This is a genomic window from Synergistales bacterium, from assembly GCA_021736445.1.
GTDB lineage: Bacteria > Synergistota > Synergistia > Synergistales > Aminiphilaceae > JAIPGA01.
This window is the reverse complement of sequence record JAIPGA010000013.1, coordinates 1-26,027: the sequence shown is the minus strand read 5'-3', so window position 1 is coordinate 26,027 and position 26,027 is coordinate 1. Positions and strand designations below refer to the sequence as shown.

At 65.0% G+C, this 26,027-nt stretch carries 23 protein-coding genes; 12 read left to right on the top strand and 11 right to left on the bottom strand.

What is annotated here, in order from left to right:
- Positions 1-17: 17 nt before the first annotated feature.
- Together K9L28_03740 and K9L28_03735 are read left to right on the top strand one after the other, a co-directional pair.
- Positions 18-896 (top strand): PhzF family phenazine biosynthesis protein, encoded by an 879-nt coding sequence (locus tag K9L28_03740; GenBank protein MCF7935435.1) that lies wholly within the window; start codon positions 18-20, stop codon positions 894-896.
- A gap of 13 nt (positions 897-909) precedes the next feature.
- Positions 910-1,422, top strand: a complete 513-nt coding sequence (locus tag K9L28_03735; protein MCF7935434.1) for a GNAT family N-acetyltransferase — start codon at positions 910-912, stop codon at positions 1,420-1,422.
- Positions 1,423-1,818: 396 nt separating this feature from the next.
- Here the strand turns inward: K9L28_03735 and K9L28_03730 are convergent, their stop codons facing one another.
- The 3 genes from K9L28_03730 to K9L28_03720 all read right to left on the bottom strand — a co-directional run bounded on the left by K9L28_03730 (position 1,819) and on the right by K9L28_03720 (position 5,663).
- Complete coding sequence (locus K9L28_03730) at positions 1,819-3,309, bottom strand: DUF4139 domain-containing protein (protein ID MCF7935433.1); 1,491 nt, start codon at positions 3,307-3,309, stop codon at positions 1,819-1,821.
- 167 nt (positions 3,310-3,476) lie between these two features.
- Positions 3,477-4,370, bottom strand: coding sequence for a sel1 repeat family protein (locus tag K9L28_03725; protein ID MCF7935432.1), 894 nt, complete (start codon positions 4,368-4,370; stop codon positions 3,477-3,479).
- Between the two features lie 123 nt (positions 4,371-4,493).
- Positions 4,494-5,663, bottom strand: coding sequence for an ABC transporter substrate-binding protein (locus K9L28_03720; GenBank protein ID MCF7935431.1), 1,170 nt, complete (start codon positions 5,661-5,663; stop codon positions 4,494-4,496).
- Between the two features lie 227 nt (positions 5,664-5,890).
- On the opposite strand from K9L28_03720, the gene K9L28_03715 reads away from it, so the two are divergent.
- The 3 genes from K9L28_03715 (at position 5,891) to K9L28_03705 (ending at position 7,796) form a co-directional block, all read left to right on the top strand.
- Entirely contained in the window at positions 5,891-6,490 is a 600-nt protein-coding gene (locus K9L28_03715) for a DUF4412 domain-containing protein (GenBank protein MCF7935430.1), read from the top strand.
- 87 nt (positions 6,491-6,577) lie between these two features.
- Positions 6,578-7,189 (top strand): protein-L-isoaspartate(D-aspartate) O-methyltransferase, encoded by a 612-nt coding sequence (locus K9L28_03710; GenBank protein ID MCF7935429.1) that lies wholly within the window; start codon positions 6,578-6,580, stop codon positions 7,187-7,189.
- 19 nt (positions 7,190-7,208) lie between these two features.
- Positions 7,209-7,796, top strand: a complete 588-nt coding sequence (locus K9L28_03705) for a ribonuclease HI family protein (GenBank protein ID MCF7935428.1) — start codon at positions 7,209-7,211, stop codon at positions 7,794-7,796.
- Here K9L28_03705 and K9L28_03700 read toward each other — a convergent pair.
- A complete protein-coding gene (locus K9L28_03700; protein MCF7935427.1) occupies positions 7,793-9,079 on the bottom strand; it encodes a M48 family metallopeptidase in 1,287 nt (428 codons plus the stop codon). The two genes, K9L28_03705 and K9L28_03700, sit on opposite strands and share 4 nt — an antisense overlap.
- A gap of 154 nt (positions 9,080-9,233) precedes the next feature.
- On the opposite strand from K9L28_03700, the gene K9L28_03695 reads away from it, so the two are divergent.
- Complete coding sequence (locus tag K9L28_03695; protein ID MCF7935426.1) at positions 9,234-10,580, top strand: diguanylate cyclase; 1,347 nt, start codon at positions 9,234-9,236, stop codon at positions 10,578-10,580.
- Here K9L28_03695 and K9L28_03690 read toward each other — a convergent pair.
- Together K9L28_03690 and K9L28_03685 are read right to left on the bottom strand one after the other, a co-directional pair.
- Complete coding sequence (locus K9L28_03690; protein ID MCF7935425.1) at positions 10,547-11,338, bottom strand: A24 family peptidase; 792 nt, start codon at positions 11,336-11,338, stop codon at positions 10,547-10,549. The two genes, K9L28_03695 and K9L28_03690, sit on opposite strands and share 34 nt — an antisense overlap.
- Positions 11,339-11,457: 119 nt before the next feature.
- Entirely contained in the window at positions 11,458-12,519 is a 1,062-nt protein-coding gene (locus tag K9L28_03685; GenBank protein ID MCF7935424.1) for a class I fructose-bisphosphate aldolase, read from the bottom strand.
- Between the two features lie 511 nt (positions 12,520-13,030).
- Here K9L28_03685 and K9L28_03680 point away from each other — a divergent pair.
- The 3 genes from K9L28_03680 to gpmA all read left to right on the top strand — a co-directional run bounded on the left by K9L28_03680 (position 13,031) and on the right by gpmA (position 16,391).
- A complete protein-coding gene (locus tag K9L28_03680; GenBank protein ID MCF7935423.1) occupies positions 13,031-13,573 on the top strand; it encodes a hypothetical protein in 543 nt (180 codons plus the stop codon).
- Between the two features lie 323 nt (positions 13,574-13,896).
- On the top strand, positions 13,897-15,474 hold the full coding sequence (locus K9L28_03675) for a hypothetical protein (protein MCF7935422.1): 1,578 nt from the start codon (positions 13,897-13,899) through the stop codon (positions 15,472-15,474).
- A 167-nt stretch (positions 15,475-15,641) separates the two neighbouring features.
- On the top strand, positions 15,642-16,391 hold the full coding sequence (gene gpmA / locus K9L28_03670; protein MCF7935421.1) for a 2,3-diphosphoglycerate-dependent phosphoglycerate mutase: 750 nt from the start codon (positions 15,642-15,644) through the stop codon (positions 16,389-16,391).
- 88 nt (positions 16,392-16,479) lie between these two features.
- Here gpmA and K9L28_03665 read toward each other — a convergent pair whose 3' ends face one another.
- From K9L28_03665 to K9L28_03645, 5 genes are all read right to left on the bottom strand, one after another.
- Positions 16,480-17,805: a saccharopine dehydrogenase NADP-binding domain-containing protein gene (locus K9L28_03665; protein MCF7935420.1), complete on the bottom strand. Its 1,326-nt coding sequence runs from the start codon at positions 17,803-17,805 to the stop codon at positions 16,480-16,482.
- A 73-nt stretch (positions 17,806-17,878) separates the two neighbouring features.
- Positions 17,879-19,459 (bottom strand): sodium:proton exchanger, encoded by a 1,581-nt coding sequence (locus tag K9L28_03660; protein MCF7935419.1) that lies wholly within the window; start codon positions 19,457-19,459, stop codon positions 17,879-17,881.
- Positions 19,460-19,564: 105 nt separating this feature from the next.
- A complete protein-coding gene (locus K9L28_03655; protein ID MCF7935418.1) occupies positions 19,565-20,314 on the bottom strand; it encodes a GntR family transcriptional regulator in 750 nt (249 codons plus the stop codon).
- A gap of 139 nt (positions 20,315-20,453) precedes the next feature.
- Positions 20,454-21,071, bottom strand: coding sequence for a transglycosylase SLT domain-containing protein (locus K9L28_03650; GenBank protein ID MCF7935417.1), 618 nt, complete (start codon positions 21,069-21,071; stop codon positions 20,454-20,456).
- A gap of 77 nt (positions 21,072-21,148) precedes the next feature.
- Positions 21,149-22,591 (bottom strand): radical SAM protein, encoded by a 1,443-nt coding sequence (locus tag K9L28_03645; GenBank protein MCF7935416.1) that lies wholly within the window; start codon positions 22,589-22,591, stop codon positions 21,149-21,151.
- A gap of 790 nt (positions 22,592-23,381) precedes the next feature.
- Between K9L28_03645 and ychF the strand changes: the two genes are divergently transcribed.
- The 3 genes from ychF to K9L28_03630 form a co-directional block, all read left to right on the top strand.
- The gene (gene ychF, locus K9L28_03640) at positions 23,382-24,476 is read left to right on the top strand and encodes a redox-regulated ATPase YchF (GenBank protein ID MCF7935415.1); all 1,095 of its coding nucleotides are present in this window, start codon (positions 23,382-23,384) and stop codon (positions 24,474-24,476) included.
- Positions 24,477-24,491: 15 nt separating this feature from the next.
- The gene (locus K9L28_03635; protein MCF7935414.1) at positions 24,492-25,490 is read left to right on the top strand and encodes an NADH:flavin oxidoreductase; all 999 of its coding nucleotides are present in this window, start codon (positions 24,492-24,494) and stop codon (positions 25,488-25,490) included.
- A gap of 34 nt (positions 25,491-25,524) precedes the next feature.
- Positions 25,525-26,027: ROK family protein (locus tag K9L28_03630; GenBank protein MCF7935413.1), on the top strand; the 503-nt coding region annotated here is incomplete at its 3' end.

The following is a 26,027-nucleotide window of genomic DNA, read 5'->3' as shown; positions in this document are numbered from 1 at the left end:
AGGAGAGGAGTGAGACGATGCAATCCTTCCGTTTCAACCAGGTCGATGTCTTTGCCAACCGTCCCTATTTCGGCAATCCCCTGGCGGTGGTAGCGGGCGCCGAGGGGGTGTCGGAGGAACAGATGCTCCAGCTCGCCAGATGGACCAATCTCTCGGAGACCGCCTTTCTGCTGCCGCCGCAGAACGAGAGGGCCTCCTACCGGGTGCGGATCTTCACGCCGGAGTGCGAGCTGCCCTTTGCCGGCCATCCCTCGGTGGGCGCGGCCTACTGCGCGCTGCGGAGCGGTCTTGTGGACGCCGAAGCGGAGCGCCTGGTGCAGGAGTGCGATGCGGGGCTGCTTGAGGTAGTGGTGGAGCAGGGCGATGAACCCATCCCCTTTGTCCAGTCGCCGCAGCCGGAGGTGACCGAGCTCGACGCCTCTGTGGCCACCCGTGCGGCGGCCTGCATCGGGCGGGATCTGGACGGCCCGGTTCCGCTGCTGGTGGACGTGGGGCCCAGATGGCTTGTGGTTCCCCTGGGGACGGAGGAGGCGGTGCACGCCCTGAAACCGGACATGCAGCAGCTTGCCCGCTTCAGCGGGGAGCTGGAGATCACCGGGATCACGGCCTTCGGCATGGCGCCCAGCCGGGGAGGGGGGCACCAGATCTACGTGCGTTCCTTCGCTCCGATCCTCAATGTGCCCGAGGACCCTGTATGCGGCAGCGGCAACGCCAGCGTGGCGGCCTTTATCCTCCATGCCGGTCTGCTCGACCGGGTGGGCGGGGACTATATCGCCAGGCAGGGGCACGAGCTGCACCGCGACGGCGCCGTCCATGTCCGGATGGATCCGGAAAGCGGAGGGGTCGCCATCGGCGGTCGCGTCGTGCCCTGTATCGAAGGAACCATCCAGCTTTAGGGAGGTGGGCGCCATGGCGGGGAACGGGAACGGAACGGCGGCCTTCGGCGGCGTCACCATCCGCACCACCATCGAACCGGGCGATCTGGGGGCGGTGGTGTGGCTCCACGGCGTGCTCTACGCCGAGGAATACGGTTTCGACGCCACCTTCGAGCCCTACGTGGCCGAGCCGATGGCCCACTTTGTGCTGAACCGGAACCGGTGCGACCGGATCTGGATCGTGGCCACCGACCAGGGCGTCCGGGGGTCCGTGGCCATCGTGGATGGCGGCGACGGCGCGGCGCAGCTGCGGTGGTTTCTCCTCCACCCCAAGGTACGCGGACGGGGGCTGGGGAAGCACCTTATCGGGGAATCGGTGTGTTTCTGCCGGCAGGAGGGCTACGGGAGGATCTTCCTCTGGACGGTGCGGGAGCTGGATGCGGCGATCCATATCTATCGGCGCTACGGCTTCCGGCGGACCGATGTGATCGAGCACGAGCACTGGGGCAGGCATATCGTGGAGGAGCGCTACGATCTGGAGCTGTAATGTCGAAAGGTTTTTTGCGTCCCGAAGGAGCCCCGGAGGCTGCCGGCCCCGGGGTCTTCTGCTGTCGAGGCCCGGCCGCCCTTCCGGCGGCATGCCGACATACGTTGAGGCCCCCGGAATTCCGGGGGCCTCAGGGATGGGATGGTGTGTCGCTTGGCGGTTGCAATAGCGGAGCAGGAGGACGAAGTGGATGGGTGCTTGAGAGAATAGTATACACACTTTCCGCCGGAAGGCAAGGGGCTGTTACAAAATTGAAACAATTGTACTGGTTACGACTGTCTGGTGATCCTTCGCATGTCTGCTCGCCAAACCATCGGCGCCTCCAGTGATCACGCAGCGCCCGGGAGCGTCGCCCCGGGCGCTGCCGCGCTGCTGCCATCGTGTGGGAGGCGGAGGTCAGTCGCTTTTGAGGATCTCCATGTCCTCGGGGTGCTTGATGGTATAGCGGATCTCCACCTCGAAGGTCTCGCCCGAAGCAAGACTGCGGCGCCAGGTGAGGACCCCTTCCTCGCGCTCCGTGGGGCTCACGCCGATCGAGACATCCTCGACCTCGATCTTTTCGTTGGTGCTCACCGGAATCCGGTCGCTGAGCCGGATATCCACAGTCCGGGGCATGCCGTTTGAGACCTTCAGCGTGTAGGCCTCCTTGATCAGGCCCTTGGTGCCGAAGAAGCTCTCCCCCTTGGTGCCCACCTTGTCGATCCGTTCGGCCCGGACCTGATCGGTCCAGCCGAAGGGGAGTGCCGCCGTGGTCCCCCTGGGATGGGCGTCGATCCTGCTTTCGCCGGAGGGCGCTCCGTCCACGAAAAGCTGGGCCGTGGCGGGAAAGAGCGGCATGGGCAGCTCGTCGATCTCGCCGACGATGATCCCCCGCTTCTGCCGGAAGGGACGCAGGGCGATGTAGGTTTTGGCCTCCGCGGTGTGGCTCTCCAGGGTGACCACCTGTTCGGTGTTGTCGCCGGGAAGGACGGTCTCCGCGGTGAAGGACACGCCGGCCACGGACTCCCTCCGCTCCGCCTTGACGGGCTCCCGGGGCTGTTCCGGTGCGGGAGCGCCCACCTCGTCCTTCCGCAGGATGTTGCGCATGAGGAACTTGGCCTCCTGCTTCTCCGAGACCTTCAGCGGCGGGACGGAGCGGAGCCGGACGTCGTGTCCCGGGAGCTGGGTGTGGAAGGTCACCGGCCTGCCGGTGAGGTCCAGCCCCGTACGCTGCCGGGCTTTCCCTTTCAGGGCGATCCGGACCGTGCCGGGTTCCGGCTGCAGGTCCAGATGGTACCGCGGTTCCCAGCGGGCATGGTCAGACCAGGCATAGACCCGGATATGTCCGCTTTCGGCGGTCTCCCAGGCGACCTCCACCGCCTCGCTGGGGGAGGCGGGGGCGTGGTCGCGGAGATAGGCCCGCAGCGCCTGGATTCTGGCTTCCAGTTTCTCCTTTTGGTCGGAGAGGAGGAAGAGCTCCCGGCCCATCTCTTCCGAGGCATCCAGGTAGGCCTGCAGATCCGTCCGGATCTCCATGCCCTCCCTGGAGCCGCCGAAGAACTGCCTGGCGTGTTTCATCAGCCCATCGATCTCCGCGATACGCTCCTGTTTCACCTCGATCTCCGCTTCCATCTCGCCCAGTTTGCCGGGGAGGTCCCGGGAGAGCGGTACCCGCCGCACCGAGGTCGAATGGAGGGCCACGTCGGTGCCCACACACCAGATGCGGGATGCGTCGAAGGCGCCGGGCAGCTGCATGCTTCCCCCGCCGGCCCCCGTGGCCGTTTCGAAGACCACCAGCATCCCCCGGGGATAGAGATCGGCGGCGACCACCCGCGGTGCGGCCGAGGCCGGCAGGATCAGCAGCATCGCCAGGAGCATCGCCCCGATGGGTAACAGAATCTTCCGCATGAAATCACATCCTTGTCTGTACAGTTGTTTGGTTATGCTGCGCACCTATTGTACCAAAGTGTTGGGGATTACGGGATATGTGTCGGCCGGTCTGTCCTCCATCCGCCTGCATCCTTTCGGGACCTGCATCCGGGAGGGCGGCAGGGCTGCGCTGCCGGCTGCAGACGCTAGAGCTTGGCCAGCTCCTCCCGGGCCTCCCTGTCCCCCCTGTCAGCGGCACGCTGGAGCCACATCCGGGCCTCGTCGAGATCCACCGGGGTGTCCGGCACCTGTTCGGTGTAGAAGAGGCCAACCAGATACTGCGCTTCGGGGATGTCCTGGGCCGCACTGCGTCGCAGCAGTTCCAGGGCTTGCTGGTGGTCCGGCTCGATGCCTTCGCCGTGGTAGTACATGAGCCCCAGTTCGTATTCGGCCAGCGGATGGCCGCCGCCCGCTACGGCCTTCCAGTACCAGTAGACGGCCTTGGCGGTGTCTTGGTGGACGCCCGCTCCGGACTGGAAGGCCCTGCCCAGATGGTACTGGGCGTCGGGGTTGCCCGAGGTTGCCGACTGTTGCCACCAGTAGACAGCCTGCCGGCTGTCGTCGGCCTGTTCGCGCAGCTCCCCCAGGGCGTTCTGGCTTGCGGGATTCCCCTGTTCGGCTGCCGCTTTCAACAATCGCGAGGCCTCCTGCGGATTGTAGTAGGCGGGCTCCTCCATATGTATCCTGGCGAGCTCGTGCTGCGCCCAGGGGTGCCCCTGGCCCGCGGCCTCCTTGAAATAGGAGAAGGCCTGGTCCCTGTCCTTTTCCACACCCATGCCGTAGGTGTACCGGGAGGCGAGAAAGCACTGGCTTGGGAGATCCCCCTGGCGCGCCGCTTCGCTGTACCAGTGGATGGCCTGGCTGTCGTCCTGTTCGATGCGCATGCCGAAGGCATACATGGCTCCCAGAAGCCGCATGGCCTCGGTATTCCCCTGTTCCGCCTGTCTGCGGATCTCCTCGGGGCTGAGGTCGGAGAGCTTGCGGGTGTTCATGGCGTGCCGTTCACCTCCCGGGGTTCTGCGGAATGCCGGGGTCTCCATCTCCACTGTTCCATCACGGCATGCTCCTCTCCCTCGACGGTGCCGGGCGCGCCGGCGCGCCCGGTGTTCGGATGGATGGGGCGCTGAGGACGACGGTGCGAACGATGCGTCAGCCTCGACGTTTTATCGAACGGCGGTTCCGGGGAGCCGCAACTCCTCCGGTTCGACCGTGGCGATGGGTTCAAAGCGTTCGTCCCGAAGCTCCATGATGGTGACGGGAGAGGAGACGTCGCCGTAGCGGTCCAGCGAGATCGGTCCGGAGAGGCCGGGAAAGCCGTCAATGGCGACGAGCGCCTCCGGGAGGTTCCCGGTCCTGCCCTCTGTCTGCTGCAGTGCCTGGGCCAGGATGCGGATGGTGTCGTAGGCCAGCTCGGCAGCGAAGGACGCCGAGGCGCCGAAGCGTTCCCGGTAGCGCCGCCGGAAGTCCCGCATCGCCTCCGGGGGTTCTCCGGTGACGAAGCTGCCCGCGAACAGGACGCCCCGGCAGGGGCTGCCGCAGTATTGGTGCAGCGCGCCGGTGGCCGCCCACCCGCTCGAAAGGAGCGCCCAGTCCCTGTTCTCCTTTCGCAGCTGCTGGACGAAGGTGGCGGTATCCCTGGCCGAGCTGACCAGCAGGATCCCCTGTGCGTCCGACTGCCGGATGCGGTGGAGCTGCTCGTTCCATTCCGTCGGCGAGGAGGAGCTGTAGCGGCAGACTGCGGGAACGGCACCGCCTTCCTCCTCGAACTGGGAGCGGAAGGCCTCCGTAAAGGGCTCGGCGTAGGCCTGGTTGTCGCTGTCCCAGAGGATGCCCACGCTGTCGAGCTCCCTGGTCCGGCGGGCGTAGTGGGCCAGCGCCCGCGCCTCCGTGTCCGAAGCGGGATTGAGGCGGAAGAAGAGGTCCTCTTTGCCGGAGAGCTTCGGGGTGGATGTGGTGGGGCTGAAGAGCACCGTCCCGGCCGCTTCCGTTACAGGCAGGGCGGCGATGGTGAGGCTGGAGGTCATGTGGCCGACGATGGCCGTCACGTCTGCTTCGATCAGCTGCCGGTCCACCGCTTTCGCCTGCCGGGGATCGCCGCCGTCGTCCTTTGCGATGAGTTCGAGTCTGCGCCCGTTCACGCCGCCCCGGTCGTTGATCTCCTCCACGGCCAGGATCGCCCCGTTCCGCCCCTGTACGCCGAGGTCGGAGAGATCCCCGGTAAGGGTGCCGGCGAAACCGATCCGGATCGGCTGTCTGTCGGCGCCGAGCCAGAGAACCAGGGCCAAAAGGAATGCTGCTGCCGCCGCCACAAGTACGGCACTGCTCCGCTTCATCGTTGTCCCTCCCAGAGCGGGCTGTTTGGCCCGATGCGTCTTCCCGGTACAGCAACGAGAAGGTATCCTGAAAAAATTTTAAACCATGCGGGGTGGGGAGGCAATAGCGTGCCGCGGGGCGGTGTCGCCGATGAGGCGCGGAGGGCCTTTCCGTCGAGGCCCGGCAGCAGGTACAATAGCTCCGGCAGGAGAGCGTTACGCGAACCGACGAGAGGAGGATCTACGTGATGAAACGGATTCTGGTAATGGGCGTAGTGCTGTGCGCTCTGGTGCTGCTTTCGCCCCTGGCGGGGATGGCGGCGGAGTACACGGCGGATATGGTGATCTCCGGACCCCAGGGGGAGCGGAACGCCACGGTCTATGTGAAGGGCGACCGGTTCCGGCAGGACCTCGCCATGGGGGGGCAGAAACAGAGCATCATCATCGACGAGCAGACGGGCGGCACCTTTGTGGTTCTCCACGAACGGAAGATGTACATGGATCTCTCGGCCATGGGGGAGCAGGCGCCGGAGTCGCCGCGCTTTTCCGGGGAATCGGCCGAGGATCTGGTGGCCAACAACCCCGACATCGCCGAGGCGGAGTACCAGGGCGAGGAGAAGCTCCACGGCTATCTCTGCAAGGTCTACCACGTCACCTACAGCAATGCAGAGGGGAACGCCGGCACGCTCTGGATCTCCGAGGAGCTGGAGACGCCGCTGAAGATTATCGCCGAGACCGAGGAGGGGACATTCACCACGGAGATGAGCAATATCCGGGAGAAGCCGCTGGACGACAGCCTCTTCGAGATCCCGGAAGGGTTCAAGAAGGTGGAGATGCCCGGCGCATAGCGGCACTTTCGGTGTTGCCCCTCTGTGTCGGCGGCTGCAGAAGGGGGGAGAACAGTGGCAACAGATTGGCGGCAGCAGGCGCGTCAGATGGTGGAACGGCAGCTCCGGCCCCGGGGGGTTCGCGCCGAGGCGGTGCTTGAAGCCATGGGGCGGGTACCCCGTCACGCCTTCGTCCCGCCTTCAAAGGAATGGGCGGCCTACGAGGACGGCCCGCTTTCCATCGGACACGGACAGACCATCTCCCAGCCCTATATGGTGGCGCGGATGACCGAGCTGCTCCAGCCCGGCCCGGGCAAGCGGATCTTCGAGATCGGCACGGGCTCGGGCTATCAGGCGGCGGTGCTGGCCGAAACCGGCGCCGAGGTGGTCTCCATGGAACGGTACCGGGTGCTCGCCGATGCGGCCCGGAAGCGGCTCGATGCCCTGGGCTACCAGGTCACGGTGGTGGCCGGGGACGCACGCGGCGGCTACGCGGCCATGGCCCCCTACGACGGGATTGTGGTGACGGCGGCCGCGCCGACCGTGGAAGAGGCCTGGATCGACCAGCTTGCCGACGGCGGGCGTCTGGTGGTGCCCCTGAAGCAGCGGGTCTTCGGCGAGCAGCTGCTGCTGAAGGTGAAACAGGGGGACGCCCTTGAGGAGAGCCGGCTGGAATACTGCAGCTTCGTGCCCCTTCTGCCTGGTGTGGAAGAGGAGTGATGGAGGCGGGAGGTATGGGATGATACGCGGCTATTTCGACGGCGGCTCCAGGGGCAACCCCGGCGTCGCCGGAGCGGGGGCCCTGCTCGTGGACGAGCAGGGCCGTGCCGTCTGGCAGGCCTCGCGGTTTCTGGGCAGGAAGACCAACAACGAAGCGGAGTACGCCGCTGTGCTGCTGCTGCTGGAGGAGCTGCAGCGCCGGGGGGCGGAGGGCGGCATCACCCTCTACGGCGACAGCCGGCTGGTGGTGAACCAGCTGCAGGGGACGTGGAAGGTGCGGGAGCCGAGGCTCCAGCCCCTGCACGCCAGGGCGCGGGACCTGCTCCGGCACACCGGAGCCCGGGTTGCCTGGGTGCCTCGGAAGGACAACAGCCGGGCCGACGCCCTGGCCAACAGGGCCATGGACGGGGGGCCCGATGCGCAGGGGGGAGACAGCGCAGAAGCCGCCTCCCCCCTCGTTTTCCGCAAGGTGGCTGCAGAGATCTTCGTGGTCAGCGACGGCGACGAACGCTTCGCCGTGGACAGAAGGCACGCCGCCTGCACCTGCCCCGCCTTCCGGAAGGAGGGGAGCTGCAGGCATCTGGAGGAGGCGAAGAGCCGGCCCTAACCGGCCTCCTCCGTCTCCGCGGTCTCCTCTCCATCCTGTTCCTCCCCGGGTTCTGCCGGCGGTGTCCCCAGCCGGCGGAGACGCTCGGGGAGGGTCGGGTGGTCCCTGTTCCACCGGGCGTAGAGGGGGTCATCGGGGATCCAGCTCATCTCGTGGTTGGCCAGCCTGGAGAGAACACCGTAGGTGGCCCGGTGCCCCGCCTTGCGGGCGGCGTAGGTGTCGGCCTGGAACTCCTGCCTTCTGGCGAAGCCCATGGTCAGGCTGCCGGTGAAGAGCTCCATCAGGGTGCCCGCAAAGAGGAAGACCAGCACCAGACGCACCGGGAGGGCCGGGGCGGCCGCCGTGACCCAGGGGAGGTCCCAGAGGAGTCCCGCCACGCCGAAGAGCAGGACATACTGGGCTGTGGCCAGGAGGAAACGCTGCCTGATATGGCCGTGGACGGCGTGGCCCAGCTCGTGGGCCACCACCGCCACGATGCCCTCCTCGGAGACCCGCTGCAGCAGCGTGTCGAAGAGGATGATCCGCTTGGCCTTCCCCAGACCGCTGACCATGCCGTTGAGATGGGTGGAGCTGGTGCTTTCGTCGGCCACCGAGATCCCCCTGGAGGCGAAGGGGGTCTCCGCGAAGAGCTGCCGGATGGCCTCCTTCAGAGTGCCCTCTTCCAGGGGTCTGAGACGGTAGAAGAGCGGCAGGATCGCCACCGGGAAGAGCACCGTCAACAGCAGCGTGGCCGCCTCTGTCCCCAGAAACCCCCAGAGCGGCCAGAGCGGGCCCATGCCGGCGAAAAGGGCGAGCAGCCCCAGCAGTCCCCCGCCGAGCAGCGCCGCCAGGAGGGCGGCCAGGGCGCTGTTTCTGGCGAAGTGCCCCAGGCTCTCGTGGCTGAACCCGAAGCGCCGCTCCAGCACAAAGGTGGTCCAGATCCTCTGGGGGAGACCGGCGGCGACCACGGCCAGCGCGCAGAGCGCCCCGAAGAGCAGCCCCGGGAGAAAGGGGCCCTCGGCAATCCCGGCGCTCCACCGGGCCAGTGCCTGGAGAAGCCCCGAGGCCAGCACGGCCGCCAGGAGCCCCGTCTCCCAGATTTCGGCGATCATCCCCGCTCTGCCGTGGGCCGTGCGGTAGGCCACCTCCCGTTTCCAGCGGTATCCCTCGGGGAACGTGGCGAGCACATCGGGGTCGGGGGTCGCGGCGAACCGCCGGAGCGCCCGGTGGTTCCGGTAGGCGAGCCACTCCTTCCAGGCGGCGTGGCCCAGGAGGAGGAGAATCAGCAGTGTCACAAAATCCATGGTTAACCTCGCTTTCTTGTGCGTCCACGGTGTGGCGGCTTGATGATACTCAAGCGGAAAGGGACGGAGTCTGCCGGCCCTGTTCCACAACGGCCGATCTTTTGCTATTCTTGTAATATTCTCACAGGTGTGCAGAAAAAGGTGCGGAGGCCGAATGAACAAACACGAGACGTTGGAGATTCTTGTCGTCGACGACAGCCGATTCTTTACCCGGTTCCTCGGCGATGTGCTGCGGGAGCTGGGGTATGCTGTTGCGGGAACGGCGGCATCCGGTAGGGAGGCCGTCGAGCTCGCGGAACGGCTCCGTCCCGATCTCGTCCTGATGGACATCGTTCTCGACGGCGACATCGACGGGATCGAAGCGGCGGGAGCGGTCTCCGCCATGGGGATCCCCGTGATCTACCTGTCGGCCCACGCCGGCGGGGAGACCCTGCGGAAGGCCACCGAGACCGCCCCCTACGGCTACGTCCTGAAGGATGACTACAGCAAGGCCTCCTTCGTCCAGAGCGTGCGGACCACCATCGAGGTGGGCTACGGCCTGTGGCAGGCCCAGCAGGATCTCCGGCGGCAGCAGGGGCTGATGGCCTCCACGCTGGATGCCCTGGACGAGGGGGTCTTCACCCTGGACAGCCAGGGCCGTCTCGTGGCGCTGAACCCTGCGGGGGAGTCCCTCCTGGGATTCTCCCAGTCCGAGGTGCGGGGATACTCCCTCCTCGATGTGATCACCCTCCTTGCAGGCGACGAACGACTGAGGCCGGGAAAGGGCGAGCCCCCCGAGGAGGCCCTGCAGCGTTTTCTCGATGCGGGGTCGTCCCTGGAGCTCCGTTCCCGGGACGGCCGGCGTTTCCCCGTAGAGGGCACACTCAAAGGCATTTCGGCAGGCGAGGGCGACGGCGGCTATGTGCTTGTCCTGCGGGACATCAGCGAGCTGCGCAAAACCCGGGAGAAGCTCCACCGCATGGCCTACTACGATGGCCTGACCGGACTCCCCAACCGGACCTCCTTCAACGAGCAGGCGGAGCGGATGGTGCGCTGCGCTGCGTCGGAGGGCTTCCCCGCGGCGCTGATGGTGATCGACTTCGACAACTTCAAGGAGATCAACGACACCATGGGCCACGCCGCCGGGGACAGGCTGCTGACCGAAAGCGCACGGGGTTTCCTGCGGATCAGCAGAACCCGCCGGCGGTTCTACCGGCTGGGGGGCGACGAGTTCGCCGTGCTGCTCACCGCAGCCGACGATCTCGCAGACCTCCGGCGGCCTGCCGAAATGATCCTTGGCCTCTTCGACCGGCGGTTCTCGCTCCGCGGCCGGGAGGTCTCCATGTCGGCGAGCATCGGCGTCGCCCGGTTCCCCGACGACGCCCGCACCGTGGAGGAGCTCTTCCGCAAGGCCGACAAGGCCATGTACCGGGCCAAGGACGCTGGGGGCAACAGCTGTTGCCTCGTTTCCACCGATGAGGTCTACCGCTACCAGGGCCAGCCGGGAGCGGCCCCGAAGTAGCGCATCAGGAGCGCCGGCCCGACAAAGAGCGACGCCATGCCCCCCAGCGCGAGGAATGGCCCAAGCGGGAGGGCGTCGCCCCGGCGGACCACCCGGAACAGCAGCAGAGCCAGCACGATCAGCCCGCCGCCCATGAGCCCCAGGTAGAGCGCCACGGCGGTCATCTTCCACCCCAGCAGCGCGCCGCAGCCCGCCATCAGGTGGGCGTCGCCCCAGCCCATGCCCGGTTTGCCCAGCACACCATTGCTGATCCCGATGATCGACGCGATCAGACCGTACCCCAGTGCGGCGCCCAGCAACCCGTCGCCCAGCGCGGTGAACCCCCCCGGGATCCGCAGCAGCAGTCCGGCCACCCCCGGCAGGAAGGCGAAGAGGTCGAAGATATAGCCGCTTTTCAGGTCCGTCAGCGCGTTGAGGTAGAGACTGAAGGCGCAGACGGCGGCGACCAGCAGCGGCAGCGGTTCGGCCGGGCTGTAGGACCAGAAGAGCAGTCCCCCAAGCAGTGCCCCCAGGCTCTCCACCACCAGATAGGAGATGGGGATGGCGTGCCCGCAGGAGGGACACCGCCCCTTCTGGATCAGATAGGAGACCACCGGCACAAGCTCCCGCGCCGTGAGCTCCCGGCGGCAGTGGTCGCAGCGGGAGCGCTCCTTTCCCCACCAGGCCTCGCCGCTGATGGAGCGGCCGGCCACCACGTTGAGAAAGGATCCCAGCGCAGCGCCCAGCGCGATACCGAACAGAACCGAAAGGAATTGCATGCAGTTCCTCCTCCTGCAGATGTGATCCGCTCTTTCTCTCTCATAGGGGAAACCCAAAGAAAAAGCCTGGAGGCTGGATGCCTCCAGGCTGTATTGTACCTTCCTTTGGGGCGAACGGGCTAGGCGGGTGTGATGCTGTCGTCCAGATAGACATCCTGGACGGCCTGGATGATCCCCACGCCCTCCTTGAAGGGCTTCTGGAAGGACTTCCGGCCCAGGATCAGCCCCATGCCGCCGCCGCGCTTGTTGATGACCGCCGTGCGGACCGCCGCAGCCAGGTCGTTCTTGCCCGAGGCGCCGCCGGAGCTGATCAGCCCGGCCCGGCCCATGTAGCAGTTGGCCACCTGGTAGCGGAGCAGATCGATGGGATGCTCCGAGGTCAGCTGGCTGTAGACCTCCTCTTTGGTCTTGCCGAACTTGAGGGCCTTGAAGCCGCCGTTGGTCTCCGGGAGCTTCTGCTTGATGATGTCCGCCTTGATGGTGACCCCCAGATGGTTGGCCTGTCCCGTCAGGTCGGCGGCCAGATGGTAGTCCGTCCCCTCGTGCTTGAAGGCGTTGTTGCGCAGATAGCACCAGAGCACCGTGGCCATCCCCATTTCGTGGGCGTATTCGAAGGCCTCGGAGATCTCCTGGATCTGCCGCTGCGACTCCTCGCTGCCGAAGTAGATGGTGGCCCCCACGGCGACGGCGCCGAGGCGGTGGGCCTGTTCGACGGAGCCGAAGAGGATCTGGTCGTAGGAGTTGGGGTAGGAGAGCAGTTCGTTGTGGTTGAGCTTGAGGATAAAGGGGATCCTGTGGGCGTACTTCCGCGCCACCGAGGAGAGCACCCCCAGGGTGCTGGCCACGCCGTTGCAGCCGGCCTCCATGGCGAGCCGCACGATGTTCTCGGGGTCGAAGTACATGGGGTTCGGCGCAAAGCTCGCCCCGGCGGAGTGCTCGATCCCCTGGTCCACCGGGAGGATCGAGAGGTACCCCGTGTCGGCCAGCCTGCCGTGTCCGTAGAGATCCTGCATCGCCCGCATCACGGGCACCGGCCGGTCGCTGTCGGCCACCACCCTGTCGACGAAGTCCGGACCGGGCAGGTGCAGCTGATCCGTCGGTACGGTGGAACACCGGTGGTCCAGCAGGTAGTCCGCTTCCTCCCCGAGCAGCTCGCGAATACGTGCGCTTCCTTCTGCCATAGTATCGCCTCCTTGTAGGATTCGGGCGTAACGGTTAGAGCCTCCGGCCACCAGCGGCGGCCAGCCTCTATAATAACGAAGAGCCTCCGCGCTGTCACTGCCCGATTGTGAATGTGATGAAAAAAGTGCGGGGAATGCGTGGTTCTCCAGTAGGGATGGCCTGGGTTCCCTGCCGGTGTTTTCTGTTCCATCTGGGTAAAACATACAGTTGTTGCACTGACAGTTAAATCGATATGGAGGCTCGAATTGTCTAGCGTTGTATACAATAAAGCTCAAAATCTTTCCTTCCAATAACCGGTTCCTGTGGTACGATATATGATAGTTCCAATAGTGCCGCCGTTACGGCTGTCTGGTCTCCTCTGTTGCGGAAGGGACCGATTGTTTCGTACGGCGCGATCTACCGAAGGCAGGTGATGCCCGTCGGAGTGGTAAGCCGAGACACGCGAAAACGGGATGGACAGCAGAGCAGGATGCACCACAGGGATGATGAACTGTAAGGAGGAACGCAGATATGTATCGATTTGGACGGAGAAAGAGCACAGCATCGACAGTCTGGCTTTTTGTCGCGCTTCTGGCCTTTTCCGTATTTCTTGCGGGCGGCTGCGGAGGCGGCGGCGACAACGGCGGCGAGGCGCCCTCGGCCGACCTGGATGAGACCACCGTGGCGGGTGGGCAGGTGGAGAATGTGGAGCCCGAGCTGGCGGAGGAGGACGAAGAGACCTCCCAGAGTACCGCCCAGGAGGTGGAGCCCTCGGCACAACCCGTCCCCGGCGGCGGGGGAACCCTTGATCTCGTTCCCGAGAACACGGCCGGGAGAGAGGAACTCCGGATTGTTGACGGCAGGATGGTCCGGTCGGGCGCACCGTTCCACGCCGCGGCCTTCACTGCCAACGCCACCTTCCGGGTGCGGAGCCACAGTGCCGCTGTCTACTACCTCTTCGCCAAGCGGAGCGACGGCACCTGGGCTTTATCAGCTCCGAGGTCGGCGAAGGCCGAAGCGAGGTCATCAGCCTCCACTGGAACGGCATCGCCGACAACGGCCGGTACGACCTGAACGACGAGGAGGGCCGCATCCGGATCACCGTCAACACCTTCCACGCCCCCACCGGTTCGCCCACGCCCACACCCCAGCCGACGGCCGCCCCGACACCTACACCTACGGTAGGCCCCACCCCCACACCGGGTCCGACGGCCACGCCGGCCCCGACACCAACTACAGCTCCGACGCCCACACCCCAGCCGACGGCCGCCCCGACACCTACACCTACGGTAGGCCCCACCCCCACACCGGGTCCGACGGCCACGCCGGCCCCGACACCAACTACAGCTCCGACGCCCACGCCGACACCGTCGGATGAGCCGGAGCTCCGCTTGACCGTGGAGGACCGGTACGAGCACGACTGCCTCGGTATGTGGGGAGATGGCGAAAACAGCACGGGGCATCTCTGGTTTGATCTCTATCCCGCCGAGGACGGAACCTTTCCGGGAGACGAGGGCCAGCCGCTTCTGGTGACCTGCGAGGCCTTCGGCTGGGAGGACAAGGAGATCTCCAACGACTACAATGCAACCTATGCAAGGTATTATCGGTACCGGTTCAACGAGCGTCCCGACTTCCTCGGGAAGAAGATGGAATTCCGGATTACGCTTGAGGACGACAAAACCTATACATGGGAGCGGACGATCGACCTCACCGATGTGGAGGCCAGCCCGGATGTGGAGTGGTCCTACAAGCAGAACGGCGGCTGGATCAATATCGTCGAGGACGACTGCTCCAACGACGTCTGGATGTCGCTGCCCAACAGCGAGGATCTCCATCTGGACTATCAGGTGAGCGGCGACCTCGATGACGGCTGGGCCGCCAGGGGATGGACCTATGCCAGTGGAGTAAATTTTTTGAGCACCTATGGCGAGCCTGTGGAGACATCAGTACGGACTGGAAAGGGCGACAACAGCGATCCCCTGAGAGAGGAGTTCATCCTGAACACCAGCTTCGCCAATTATGTGTTCAGGTATGCGACGGTGCGGAAGAACTTCGGAGACAACGCACAGTTCGAATGGGTTTTCAACCGTACCGGACGTACCGACAAAATCGGTGACAACGAAAATCCGGACAACAACTGGGCGGTCGAAAATCTCCTGGTAACGGAACAGTGGAACCTGATCAGCCCCGACGAGGGCATCAGCTATGATCTGGAAGCGGAGGGCCTCGATTCCCGAGGTAAGGGATCGAAACGGTTGATTGTCTCCGGCCTCGACGACATGACATTGTCCCGGGACTGTGAGGTCCAGGAGGATGGTGACTGGTACGGATACTGGGAACTTCCAGGCAGACCGGGAGTCAATGCACAGAATCAGGCTGTGGTCACCACCTGGCGGACCGCCGGCACCGCCGTCTCCTACGATGTGGAGATCAATCTGACCAGCGAAGACCAGTCCAGATCCAAGGACTACACCTTCATGATCCCCGAGGGGAGCGAGACGGCAGGCACCGACGATGTGGCGGTGGAGGTCTACTACCGCTCCGACCACATCACCGATCCTGGTAACGAGGAGGATCCCACAGACTCCGGATGGACGGAGCTGGCGACACTCCACGCCGGTGACAGGATGCCGGATATCCCCGTAAATGCGACAACATTGCTATTGGCTACCGTAGGATTGCCTGAGCAGTGGTGGCGAGTGTATGAAGAGGGCTATGTCTCGCAGAACGTTAGTCGAGGCGGAGGAGACTACCGAGTTCTTGAAAACGGGGAATGGAAATCGTTAGAGGAGGATGAAAAAGTATGTCCTGTAAGGCGGACAAGAAGGGAGTTTGAAAGAACCGAGTTTGTTATGTGTTTGGATAGACTGACAGATCTTCACAAGAAGTGGAAAAAAATTATGTATGTTTCAATGGTTCGTGGCGGAATGCAGTGTTACCAGTTTCAGTTTTTATTTGAGATCACCCGTCCCTAACACATTCCAGTCTGAACGGTAACGCTACAGGAGGCCGCCTCGGCGGCCTCCTGTTTTATGATTCCCCGCCGGTGCCGGCGGCAACGCTCTCCCCCGGTTCCGCCTCCCGGGCGGTGTGGTGTACACTATCCGCAGGAAGATGAAATCTGCGGTCAGGGAGTGATCCGATGCATACACTGGTACTGTTGCGGCACGGCGAGAGTGTCTGGAACAAGGAGAACCGCTTTACCGGCTGGACCGACGTGGACCTCTCCGAGAAGGGTGTCGAGGAGGCCCGGCAGGCGGGGAGGCTCCTCCGCGAGGGGGGGTACGGCTTTACGGTGGCCTACACCTCGGTGCTCAAGCGGGCGATCCGGACGCTCTGGATCGTTCTGGACGAGCTGGATCTGATGTGGATCCCCGTGGAACGGAACTGGCGGCTCAACGAGCGTCACTACGGGGCGCTGCAGGGGCTCTTCAAGCACGAGATGGCCGAGAAGCACGGCAAGGAGCAGGTCCACGCCTGGCGGCGGAGCTACGATGTGCGTCCCCCCGGGCTGGCCGAGGACGACGAGCGCTTCCCCGGTCTGGACCCCCGCTACGGCGACCTGGCCGAAGGCGAGGCGCCCCACACGGAGTGCCTCAGGGATACGGTGGAACGCTTTGTCCCCTACTGGGAGCAGGAGATCGCCCCCACCATCGAGCGGGGGGAGAAGGTGCTCATCGCCGCCCACGGCAACAGCCTCCGGGCGCTGGTGAAGTACCTGGACAGGGTGGACGACGACGAGATCGCCAAGCTCAACATCCCCACCGGCGTCCCGCTGGTCTACGAGCTGGACGACAGCCTGGAGCCCATCCGCCACTACTACCTCGGCGACCCCGAGGAGGTGGCCAGGGCCTCCAGGGCCGTGGCCGACCAGACCACACAGCAGCAGTAGCCCACAGGGGAGCACCTGCACCGGAGGGGACGGCGCACGCCGTCCCCTCCGGTTGTCCTGTGTGCTGTTGCCTCTCTGCCCCGCAGCGTTATCTGGCGGGCATGTCCTCCACGGTCTCCGCAAAGCGGATGCCCTCGTTTTCCAGCAGCTCCAGCGACGGCTCGGAGAGCTCCGGAAAGACCGGGGCCCTGACGCCCACGGCGTCGAAGCGCCCTTCCAGCAGCAGCGTGGCGGCGATGGCCGGCGGGAGCCCCGTGGTTTTGGCGATGGAGGTCTCCCCGAGGGGATCGCCGTAGTCCACGAGCGTGGAGGTGTAGCGCTTCCGTCCGCCGCCGGGGAAGCGCGCCAGGTAGCGGTGTTCCATTACCACCATGTCCCGTTCGCCCTCGCCGTAGAGGAGGCGCTGGTTGAACAGCAGGGAGAGCACATCCCGGGGGGAGCGGGGCTCCCCCTCCAGCGCTCTGTCTGCAAAGAGCCCCAGCCACTCCATCCTGTGGAAGAGCGCGGCGTATTCCGGCAGACCGAGAGCGGCCGCCGCGGCCTGCCGGGGTGTTCCCTCCCGGCCCGCCAGACGGAGGGTCCACCCGGCCGCCGTGGCGGGGGGGCTGTCCAGCGGTTCCGTGTCGAAGTAGCCCAGCCGGTTGAGGGCCGTCACCAGCTCGCTCCATCCGGGGTAGCGCAGGGTGCAGCGGTAGATGTCGCCGGCCTCGGGGATGTCGTAGAGCTCCCGGTAGGGGGTGGCGTCGGCGTTGGCGTACTCCTCGAAGCAGCCCAGATCCCCGATTTCGGTGAAGGAGCTGTGACGGAAGGTCTCGCCGTCGGGGTAGACCACCGTCTCGCCGTTGCGGTAGAAGCGGGCCTCCCGCTTGCCGGTGCCCACCACGGCCTCGGGCGACCAGGAGAGCTTGTACCCCAGAGGGTTGGTGTTGCTCCCCGGTGCCGGAAGCGCCCCGCAGCCCGACCAGAAGGACTCCACCTGACCGCCCTGGTCGTGGATGGAGCGGATGGTCCTGACGGCCGACATGTGGTCGATGCCGGGGTCCACGCCGAGTTCGCAGAGCAGCAGCACCCCAGCCTCCCGGGCCGGTCGGTCCAGCGCCCGCAGCTCGTCGCCGATGTAGGAGGGGTTGATCACCGGCGTTCTGTGGTTGATCCCCTCCCTGGCGACAGACGCCATGAACTGCTTGGGCAGAAGGTTGACCACCACGTCCGGGGTGTTCGCTTCGATGAGCGCGCCGGCCTGGGCCACGGCGTCGTCCCGGAGGGCCTTCCCCCGGGGGTGTCCGCCCAGGACGCGGTCGATCCGGTCCCGGGCCTGATCGACCACGGTGACGGTGATGTGCTGGTGTCGCAGGAGATATTGAACGCAGGGGCGGGCGACGCGGCCCGCTCCCAGTACGAGTACGTGCTTCACGGATTGACACACCTTCCTCTGCCGCGGCCGCCGGATTGGACGCGATGCGCCGGCGGCCGCGGGATCTCTCTGGTTAGTTGTTCGCCTTGTAGGCCTCCACGCCCTGGGCTTCCATGTGTTCGATCTCGTCGGCCGAGTAGTTGGGCATCCTGGAGCCCCAGAGCTTGCCGAAGATGGTCACCAGCAGCACCGTCAGCAGCAGGGCCACGCCGAGGATGGCGGAGGTGCCCGTAAAGCCCACGATGATGTAGGCGATGATGCTGGCGAGGCCCACGGTGAGCGCGTAGGGGAGCTGGGTCTTCACGTGGTCGATGTGGTCACAGGCGGCCCCCATGGAGGAGAGCACCGTGGTGTCGGAGATGGGCGAGCAGTGGTCGCCGAAGAGCCCTCCGCTGAGCACCGCGCCGATGGAGGCGTAGAGTGGTGCGCCCAGGGCGCTCGCCATGGGGATGGCCAGCGGCATGAGGATGGCGAAGGTCCCCCAGGAGGAGCCGGTGGAGAAGCTGATACCCGCCCCGGCGGCGAAGACCAGCGCCGGCACCATCCATCCCGGCAGCGTTCCCTGGGTGATGCTGACGATGTAGCTGGCGGTGCCCAGGGATTTGCAGACCGAGCCCAGCGACCAGGCCAGCACCAGGATCATCAGGATGAAGACGATCTCCTTGGTGCCGTTCATGTACATGGTGAAGGCCTCCTGGGCGGTGTGCACCTTGTAGCGCACCATCAGGAACATGCAGGCCAGGGCGCCGAGGAAGTAGCCGATACAGAGCGCCATCCGCAGCGTGGAGCCCGAGACCTTCTTGAAGGGGAAGCCTTCGGGGATCAGCAGGCCGAAGATACAGACGAAGAGGACGATCAGGGGGATCACCATCATGGAGGCCCGGGGCTCCACGCCGTTCTCCCTGGCGCTGATGTCCACCGAGGGTCTGGCGGGACGGGCTTCAGGCCAGAAGGGCTGGCCCTTCTCGATGGTCCGCTTCTCGGCCTTGTACATGGCGCTGAACTCGAAGCCCAGATAGGCCACCAGCGGGATCATCAGCAGTGTGCTGATGGCGTAGAACTGGAAGGGGATGACCTTCATGAAGGCCGTCAGGGGGGCCTCCGTCATGTTCAGATTGCCGAACTCCTGCTTGATGAGGCCCATGATGTAGATCCCCCACCCGATGAAGGGGATGAGGATACAGACCGGCGAGGCCGTGGAGTCCAGCAGCCAGGCCAGCTTCTCCCGGCTGAGCCGCAGCTTGTCGGTGATCGGCTGGAAGGTGGGGCCCAGGATGAGCGGGTTGCCGGAGTCGGAGAAGAAGATGGCGATCCCGCCCAGCCAGACGGCGATCTGCGCCTTGGCCCGGGTGTTGAACCAGTTGGCCGCCTTCCTGGCGAAGGCCGCCGCGCCGCCGGAGTGGGTAACCACGCCGACGAAGCCGCCGATGAAGACCATCATCACCAGCAGACTGGAGTTGTAGCCCCCTGCGGCCTGCTCGAAGATGTAGTCCTTGATCATCGAGGTGAGGCCGACGATGGGGTTGCCGTTCGCCAGGGTGAGGGTGCCGATGAAGGTCCCCGTAAAGAGGGCCATGAGGACGTTTCTGTACTTGATGGCCAGAACCACCGCCACCAGCGGCGGCAGGACAGACAGAAAACCGTAGTGTTCCATGAGTGTGAACCTCCCTTTGTCTCCAATACGATCGGATGCATTCCCGCACATCGCTGCATCCCATGGTGCGCTGACGACAGAATGCTCGCCCACTCCACCGCTCGACTATCCCCTGCTATCCCCCCTTTCCCTGCTGTGCCCCTCGACGCCGTTCCGCTGCAGCCCCGGATAGAGCGGCTGCGGCGGAAAGCGACGGGTGATGAGCTCGTAGGTGCTCTGGATATGGGCTTCCATCAGCTCGGCGGCCCGGTCGGCGTCCTTGGACTCCAGCGCCGTCACCAGGGCGTCGTGTTCCCGGCAGCTGACGGACTCCTCGGGGTTGCGCAGGGTTGTCTGTTCCTCCGTCGGGTGCTGGTAGAAGCGGTCGAAGAAGAAGATGTAGAGCTCCGAGCGCCAGAAGGTCTGGCGGACGAAGCGTTCCAGGTAGGAGTTGTGGGCCAGGGAGGCCACAAAGAGATGGAGGTCCTTGTTGACCTCGGTGTAGCCGTGGCGGTCGCCGGCGCGGTAGAGCTCCTTCTCCCGCTCGGTGAGGATCCGCAGATAGCGGAGGTCCTTGCCCACCGAGCGCTGGGCCGCCGAGCGGGCCGCCTGGGATTCCAAGGTGATCCGCGACTCGAAGACCTCCTTCATGTCCATGGGGGTGAGCCTGGGTACGTAGCAGCCCTTGCTCCCCCGCTTTTCCAGCAGACCCTGGGCGATCAGTCTGCCCAGGGCGTTCCGGACGGGTGTCCGGCTGAGGCCCAGCTCGCCGGCGATCTCGCTCTCCACCACCCGGTCCCCGGGGGGCAGCTCGTGGTTGAGGAGCATCCCCATCAGGGTGCGGTAGGCGTGGTCCTCGGTGCTCTGTCGGGACATATTCTTCACTTCTTTCACAAAGTCGTATCCAATGCAGGATACAGTTGGGCACACACATACTAAAGACTCCAGCGCTCCCGTGCAAGGAGGCTGGAGTCTTACTTCAGCTGCATATTGGGAATATTCTACGCAACAGGGGCTACGGTGACTGTCGGCGGTGGCGTCTGTACTGCTGCAGCATCGCTTCGTAGAAGCGGCGGATGCTGCGGTTGTAGGCGTCACTCCTGCCGCCCTTGTAGTAGACCAGGGCCCTGTCGACGTCGAAGGAGGCGCGCCGCAGGTTGTTGGCGAAGAGGTAGGTGCCGACCCGGATGTTGGTGTGGGGGGCCATGAGCGCCCTGATGGAGGTGACCTCGGGGAAGGCCAGGGGGATGGTCCGGCGGTGGGCCCGCCAGTTGATCTGCATGAGGCCGTAGGAGCCCCGGTTGGTGGCGTCGGCGCGGCCGTTGGATTCCCGAACCATGATGGCGGTCACCAGCAGGGGATCCACGCCGAACTCGTCGGCCGCTTCGGTGGTCCAGCGTGCGTAGCGCTGCCGTGTGGTCGCATTCAGTCCGTTGTGTCTGGTGGCGAGAAAGCTGCTGATGGCGTTGCGTGCCGCTGCGCCGTACTTGTGTTCACCCAGGCTCCGCATGTAGCGGATCCCGGGATGATTTCCAAAATGATCCGCTGCCTCCGACGGGGCCGGTGCGGCCGTGGTCAGAAGCAGCGGTATGATCGGTAGCACAAGCAGGCACCAGAGGTGCCGATTTGTCACGTACATCCGCTCCCTTTGTACAGACTGGGTTCAAGCGCCCCAGCATGATAGGGGAAAGCGACGCTGGAGGCAACCCCTCAGGAGGTCTGGACGGGCCGGTGTTTCTGGAAGCGCTGGTGGGAGCGCGGTTTGTCCTCCCTGGAGAGGATGAGCCGTTCGTAGTGGGCCCGTTCGTGCTCCTCCCACAGCGGGTCGTAGATCTCCTTGAGCTCCTGGGCGTATTGGTCGAGGCCCGGAGCCAGCTCCTCCAGCATGGCGCTGGAGCCGTCGTGGGTCGGGCGTGCTCCGTGTTTCTGGACGAGATCCCGCAGCACCCAGGGGTGGTCGATGATGATGCAGGGCCGGAGCAGGTTGTCGTCGTCGTAGGGCTGGGCGTCCCGTATGGCCTTGAAGAAGGGGCTCTGGACCACCTCGGCCAGCGGTTTGTCCCTGATGTTGTCCACCGCGAAGTGGCAGAAGACGCAGGGCTCCACGTCGCCGTTGGAGATGATGTGCATGTAGCGTTCCCCGCCGGCCATGCAGCCGTCCACGTACTTCCCGTCGTTCCAGAAATCACCCAGGAAGATGGGATAGTCGAGACGCCACTGTTCCACCTTTTTATGGAGGTAGACGCGCTGTTCCGGTGTGGCCATGTATTCGAGCTCCGGTTTGGATCCCGTGGGGATGTACTGGAAGAACCATCCCGCCGAGCAGCCCGCCTCGATCATCTCCTCGATGAACTCGTCCCGGGCGATGTGGTCGGCGCTGTGGCTGGTGTAGGTGGCGCTGAAGCCGAAGAGCACGCCCTTCTCCCTGAGTCGCCGGAAGGTGGCCCGCACCGTTTCGTAGACGCCCTCGCCCCGCCGGTAGTCGGTCTCCTCCTTGTCGCCCTCTACGGAGATCATGGGGGCCACGTTGCCCAGTTCGGCCAGCCTGTCGGCCACGCTGTCGTCGATGAGGGTGCCGTTGGTGTAGACCTGGAAGTAGCAGTCGTCGTGCTTGGCGAAGAGGTCGAGGATGTCCCTGCGGTAGAAGGGCTCGCCGCCGGAGAGGGTGAAGAAGTACATCCCCAGCTCCTTGGCCTCCGAGAAGAGCTTGTCGAGCTCTTCGAAGGTCAGGTCTTCGCTTGTGTCGTAGCCGCTGGCGTAGCATCCCTTGCAGTGGAGGTTGCACTTCATGGTCGGCGAGACCACGAAGAAGTTGGGCAGATGGGTGTCAAGCTGCGCCTCCTTGCGTTCCCGAATCCCCCGGCTGAGGACCACGAAGTTGACCAGGAAGTTCTGGATGAGCTTCTTCCTGCAGTTCGGGTGGAGATTGCGGAACATCCTGCGGAAGACCCCCATGAAGGGGCTTCCCTCCCGCGCCAGCTGCGCCAGGTAGCCGAAGGCCTCCTTGTGGTATTGCGCAGGGGCGATGCTTGCGATGTTGTCGAAGAGTTGCGCCAGTTTGGTTTCATCCCCCTCGTCAATGAGGGTGGTTACGCGTTCGAAGAGCTTTCCCGAGATGTAGCCTTTCATCTGTTCCAGCAGTGTTTTGGACATGATGTATCCCTCCTTTTCAACCATCAAGCCGCAGAATGCAACCAGGTGGTCTATGGCAGACTACTCGTTATTTATATCACCAGACAAATGGCCTGTCATGGTCATTTGCTCCTATTTCCGACATTCCTGCACAGGCCCCCCTTCGTTTCCGGGCCGGATTGGCGGAGACACCATTCCTGGTTACTGCTATTGTGAGCTTAGTATATCAGGAAGATGGATGCAGGGAAAATGGAGGGATTTCAGTTCTCCGGGATTCCCGGGAAGACGGCTTTTCGTGACTGTGCGACCCTCGCTGCGGCGTCCATGCGGGATATGCGAAGGGGAGACGCCCAGTGGGCGTCTCCCCGAGTTGAGAGGTGGGTTGTGGGTTGTACACTGTCAGGCACACGTGGGTATGCACGTGGTTTTGGTTGTGTCGGTTGCTGCCTCCTACAGAAGCAGCATGGCTGCGCCGTACGTAGCCGCCGTGAGGGCAACAGCGGTGCTTCCGAAGAAAGACATCGCCTGCGAAACCTGTTTGCGGATATGGTGTTCGTTCATGGGTATACCTCCTCCTTGTGAAAGTAAACCGTCGCGATCACGTTCATCACGTGGCATTCGCCGACGCCGCGCGTATCATAGCAAATTGTCCGTAGTTGTCAATCATGCGGGTACAATTTCGCAAGCTTCAGACAATTCAGCGATTGGGCCGCTACGACCCCGCCGGCAGGTATGCTATGCTTACCTATTGCAAGGGGCTCCGATTTCTGGACGGAGCGCACACACTGCGACAAAAGGATGGAGAGAGACCATGCTGAACTGCGGCATTATCGGCCTGCCCCTGGCGGGGAAGACCACGGTCTTCAATGTGATCACCAAGGCGGGTGCGGAGGTAAAGTCCTATGCGGGGGGGAAGACGGACCCCAACAAGGCGCTGGTGTCGGTGCCGGATCCGCGTCACGACAAGCTGGTGGAGCTCTACAGGCCGAAGAAGGCCACACCGGCGTCCATGGAGTTTGTCGACCTCGCCGGGCTCTCCCGGGGGGCCGGCAAAGGCGAGGGACTGGGCAATGCCTTCCTCTCCTTCGTGGCCGAGGCGGACGCGCTGGTGCATGTCCTGCGGGCCTTCGACAACCCCGAGGTGCCCCATCCCGAGGAGAGTGTCGACCCGGTGCGGGATCTGGAGATCGTCGACATGGAGCTGATCTTCCGGGACCTGGAGGTGATCGAGAACCGCCTGGACCGGCTGCAGGCCAAGAAGAAGAAAGAGGCCGGCGAGCGCTTCGAGGAGGAGCTGCTGCAGCGCTGCCGGGAACATCTGGAGCAGGAGCTTCCCCTGCGGGACCTGGAGCTCTCGCCGGAGGAGGGTAAGGCGCTGCGGGGATTCACCTTTCTGACCCAGAAGCCGCAATTGGTGGTCTGCAACCTCGATGAGAGCCAGCTGACCGAAGCGGACATCCCCGGCTACGGAGAACTGAAAAAACGGGCCGAAAAGAGCGGTTTCCGGCTGGTTTCCGTCTACGGCCGGACGGAGATGGAGATGGCCGAGCTGGAATCGGAGGAGCAGCGTGAGTTCATGGAGGAGCTGGGGATCGCCGATCCGGGCCGGGAGCGCCTCATCGCCGAGGCCTACGATCTGCTGGGGCTGATCTCCTTTTTCACTACCGGGAAGGACGAGGTGAAGGCCTGGACGCTCCGCAGGGGCGATACGGCGGTGGACGCGGCCGGGGCGATCCACTCCGACCTGGCCCGGGGCTTCATCCGGGCCCAGGTGGTGCACTACGACGAGTTCATCGCCCACGGGGCGTCCACGGCGAAATGCCGGGAGGCCGGTGTCCTGCGCCTGGAGGGCAAGGGGTATCCCGTTGTGGACGGGGATATCATCGAGATCCGGTTCAACGTGTAGAAAGGAGAGCCTGTGATGCAGTTGTGGCAGCCCATTGGAGTACGCGATATGCGAATGGCCAACCGCCTTGTCTCGGTGCCGCTCTTCTCCGGCACCGCCCAGCCCGACGGCACGCCCGGCGAGAAGACCCTGGAGATCTACGAGGGCTTCGCCCGGAGCGGTGTGGGCCTGGTGGTGGTGGAGCACCACGCCGTACACGCCGCGGGCAGGGTGCGGAAGACGCAGCTGATGCTCCACGACGATGCCGTGATCGAGGGGCACCGTCGCCTGACGGAGTGCTTCCGGAGCGCCGGGGTGCCGGCGCTGGTGCAGCTCAACCACGGCGGGAGCCTGGTGATGGATCCTGCGCTGTGGAATGAAGAGCCGCTGCCGGCGGCGCCCTCTCCCGTGCCCCATCCCGGTCTGGAGGGGGAGGCGGTCCCCCGCGAGCTGAACGAAAGCGATCTGTCGGAGATCGTCCAGTCCTTTGCCTCCGCTGCTCTGCGGGCGATGCACGCCGGCTACGACGGTGTGGAGGTCCACGGCGCCCACGGCTTTCTGCTGGGGCAGTTCCTCAGTCCCCTGACCAACCACCGGTCCGACAGATACGGCGGCGATATCAGGGGGCGTTCCCGGCTGCTGCGGGACATCGTCGACGTGGTCCGGGACCTCATCGGCGACGCGCCCCTCTCGGTACGGCTGGGCATGGCCGACCATCTCCCCTGTGCGGAGCCCCGGGGGCTCCGGATCGAGGAGACGGCCTGGCTGGCCGGGGAGCTGGTGGCCATGGGTGCGGACATCCTCGATCTCTCGGGAAATATGTGCGGCTACGACGGCGAGGGCGACGCCTACTTCGAGCCCTTCGCCCGCGAGATCACCCAGCATGTGGGCATGGCCCCCACGGTCTGCGCGGGCGGCATCCGTTCCGCTGGGACGGCCGAGCGGCTGCTCCGCGACGGTTCCTGCCGGCTGGTCGGCGTGGGGCGTCCGCTGCTGGCGGATCCGACGCTGCCGGAGCGGTGGAGGCAGCTGTAGCACGGCGGGATCAGCCCGCGGGAGGTGGATGGAGATGAGATCCCTAGGGGTGGATCTGGGCGGACACAACCTCCGCGTCGCCATGGTGGAGGATGGCCGTATTGTCGAACACGCCCGGGAGGCGACGGCATCGGACAGAGGGATGCAGGCCGTGCTGGCGCAGATCGCCCGGCTCGCCCGGCAGGTGACCGCCGGTGCGGAAGGGGTGCCGCTCTGCGTCGGCGTTCCGGCCTTTCTCGATATCCAGCGCGAGGTGGCCTTGCGGATGCCCAACTTCCCGGGATGGGAGGGGGCGCCGCTCGCTGCGGAGCTCCGCAGGCACATTGATGCGCCGCTGACCCTGGAGAACGACGCCAACTGCTACGCCGTCGGCGAGGGGCGCTTCGGTGCGGCCCGGGGGTACGACTCCTTTGTGGTGCTGACCCTCGGCACCGGCATCGGGGGCGGCATTGTGCTGGGGCGGAGGCTCCTCCGCGGCAGCCGCGGGATGGCCGCCGAGCCGGGACATCTGGTGATGGGCGGCGACGCCCCCTGCGG

Excerpts from the sequence above, each read along its gene's own strand:
- K9L28_03655 (MCF7935418.1), bottom strand. The coding sequence starts at position 20,314 with ATGTCCCGACAGAGCACCGAGGACCACGCCTACCGCACCCTGATGGGG.
- K9L28_03645 (MCF7935416.1), bottom strand. The coding sequence starts at position 22,591 with ATGTCCAAAACACTGCTGGAACAGATGAAAGGCTACATCTCGGGAAAG.
- K9L28_03685 (MCF7935424.1), bottom strand. The coding sequence starts at position 12,519 with ATGGCAGAAGGAAGCGCACGTATTCGCGAGCTGCTCGGGGAGGAAGCG.
- K9L28_03660 (MCF7935419.1), bottom strand. The coding sequence starts at position 19,459 with ATGGAACACTACGGTTTTCTGTCTGTCCTGCCGCCGCTGGTGGCGGTG.
- gpmA (MCF7935421.1), top strand. The coding sequence starts at position 15,642 with ATGCATACACTGGTACTGTTGCGGCACGGCGAGAGTGTCTGGAACAAG.
- K9L28_03720 (MCF7935431.1), bottom strand. The coding sequence starts at position 5,663 with ATGAAGCGGAGCAGTGCCGTACTTGTGGCGGCGGCAGCAGCATTCCTT.
- K9L28_03715 (MCF7935430.1), top strand. The coding sequence starts at position 5,891 with ATGAAACGGATTCTGGTAATGGGCGTAGTGCTGTGCGCTCTGGTGCTG.
- K9L28_03695 (MCF7935426.1), top strand. The coding sequence starts at position 9,234 with ATGAACAAACACGAGACGTTGGAGATTCTTGTCGTCGACGACAGCCGA.
- K9L28_03635 (MCF7935414.1), top strand. The coding sequence starts at position 24,492 with ATGCAGTTGTGGCAGCCCATTGGAGTACGCGATATGCGAATGGCCAAC.
- K9L28_03690 (MCF7935425.1), bottom strand. The coding sequence starts at position 11,338 with ATGCAATTCCTTTCGGTTCTGTTCGGTATCGCGCTGGGCGCTGCGCTG.
- K9L28_03680 (MCF7935423.1), top strand. The coding sequence starts at position 13,031 with ATGTATCGATTTGGACGGAGAAAGAGCACAGCATCGACAGTCTGGCTT.
- K9L28_03700 (MCF7935427.1), bottom strand. The coding sequence starts at position 9,079 with ATGGATTTTGTGACACTGCTGATTCTCCTCCTCCTGGGCCACGCCGCC.
- K9L28_03710 (MCF7935429.1), top strand. The coding sequence starts at position 6,578 with ATGGTGGAACGGCAGCTCCGGCCCCGGGGGGTTCGCGCCGAGGCGGTG.
- ychF (MCF7935415.1), top strand. The coding sequence starts at position 23,382 with ATGCTGAACTGCGGCATTATCGGCCTGCCCCTGGCGGGGAAGACCACG.
- K9L28_03730 (MCF7935433.1), bottom strand. The coding sequence starts at position 3,309 with ATGCGGAAGATTCTGTTACCCATCGGGGCGATGCTCCTGGCGATGCTG.
- K9L28_03735 (MCF7935434.1), top strand. The coding sequence starts at position 910 with ATGGCGGGGAACGGGAACGGAACGGCGGCCTTCGGCGGCGTCACCATC.
- K9L28_03705 (MCF7935428.1), top strand. The coding sequence starts at position 7,209 with ATGATACGCGGCTATTTCGACGGCGGCTCCAGGGGCAACCCCGGCGTC.
- K9L28_03725 (MCF7935432.1), bottom strand. The coding sequence starts at position 4,370 with ATGGAGACCCCGGCATTCCGCAGAACCCCGGGAGGTGAACGGCACGCC.
- K9L28_03740 (MCF7935435.1), top strand. The coding sequence starts at position 18 with ATGCAATCCTTCCGTTTCAACCAGGTCGATGTCTTTGCCAACCGTCCC.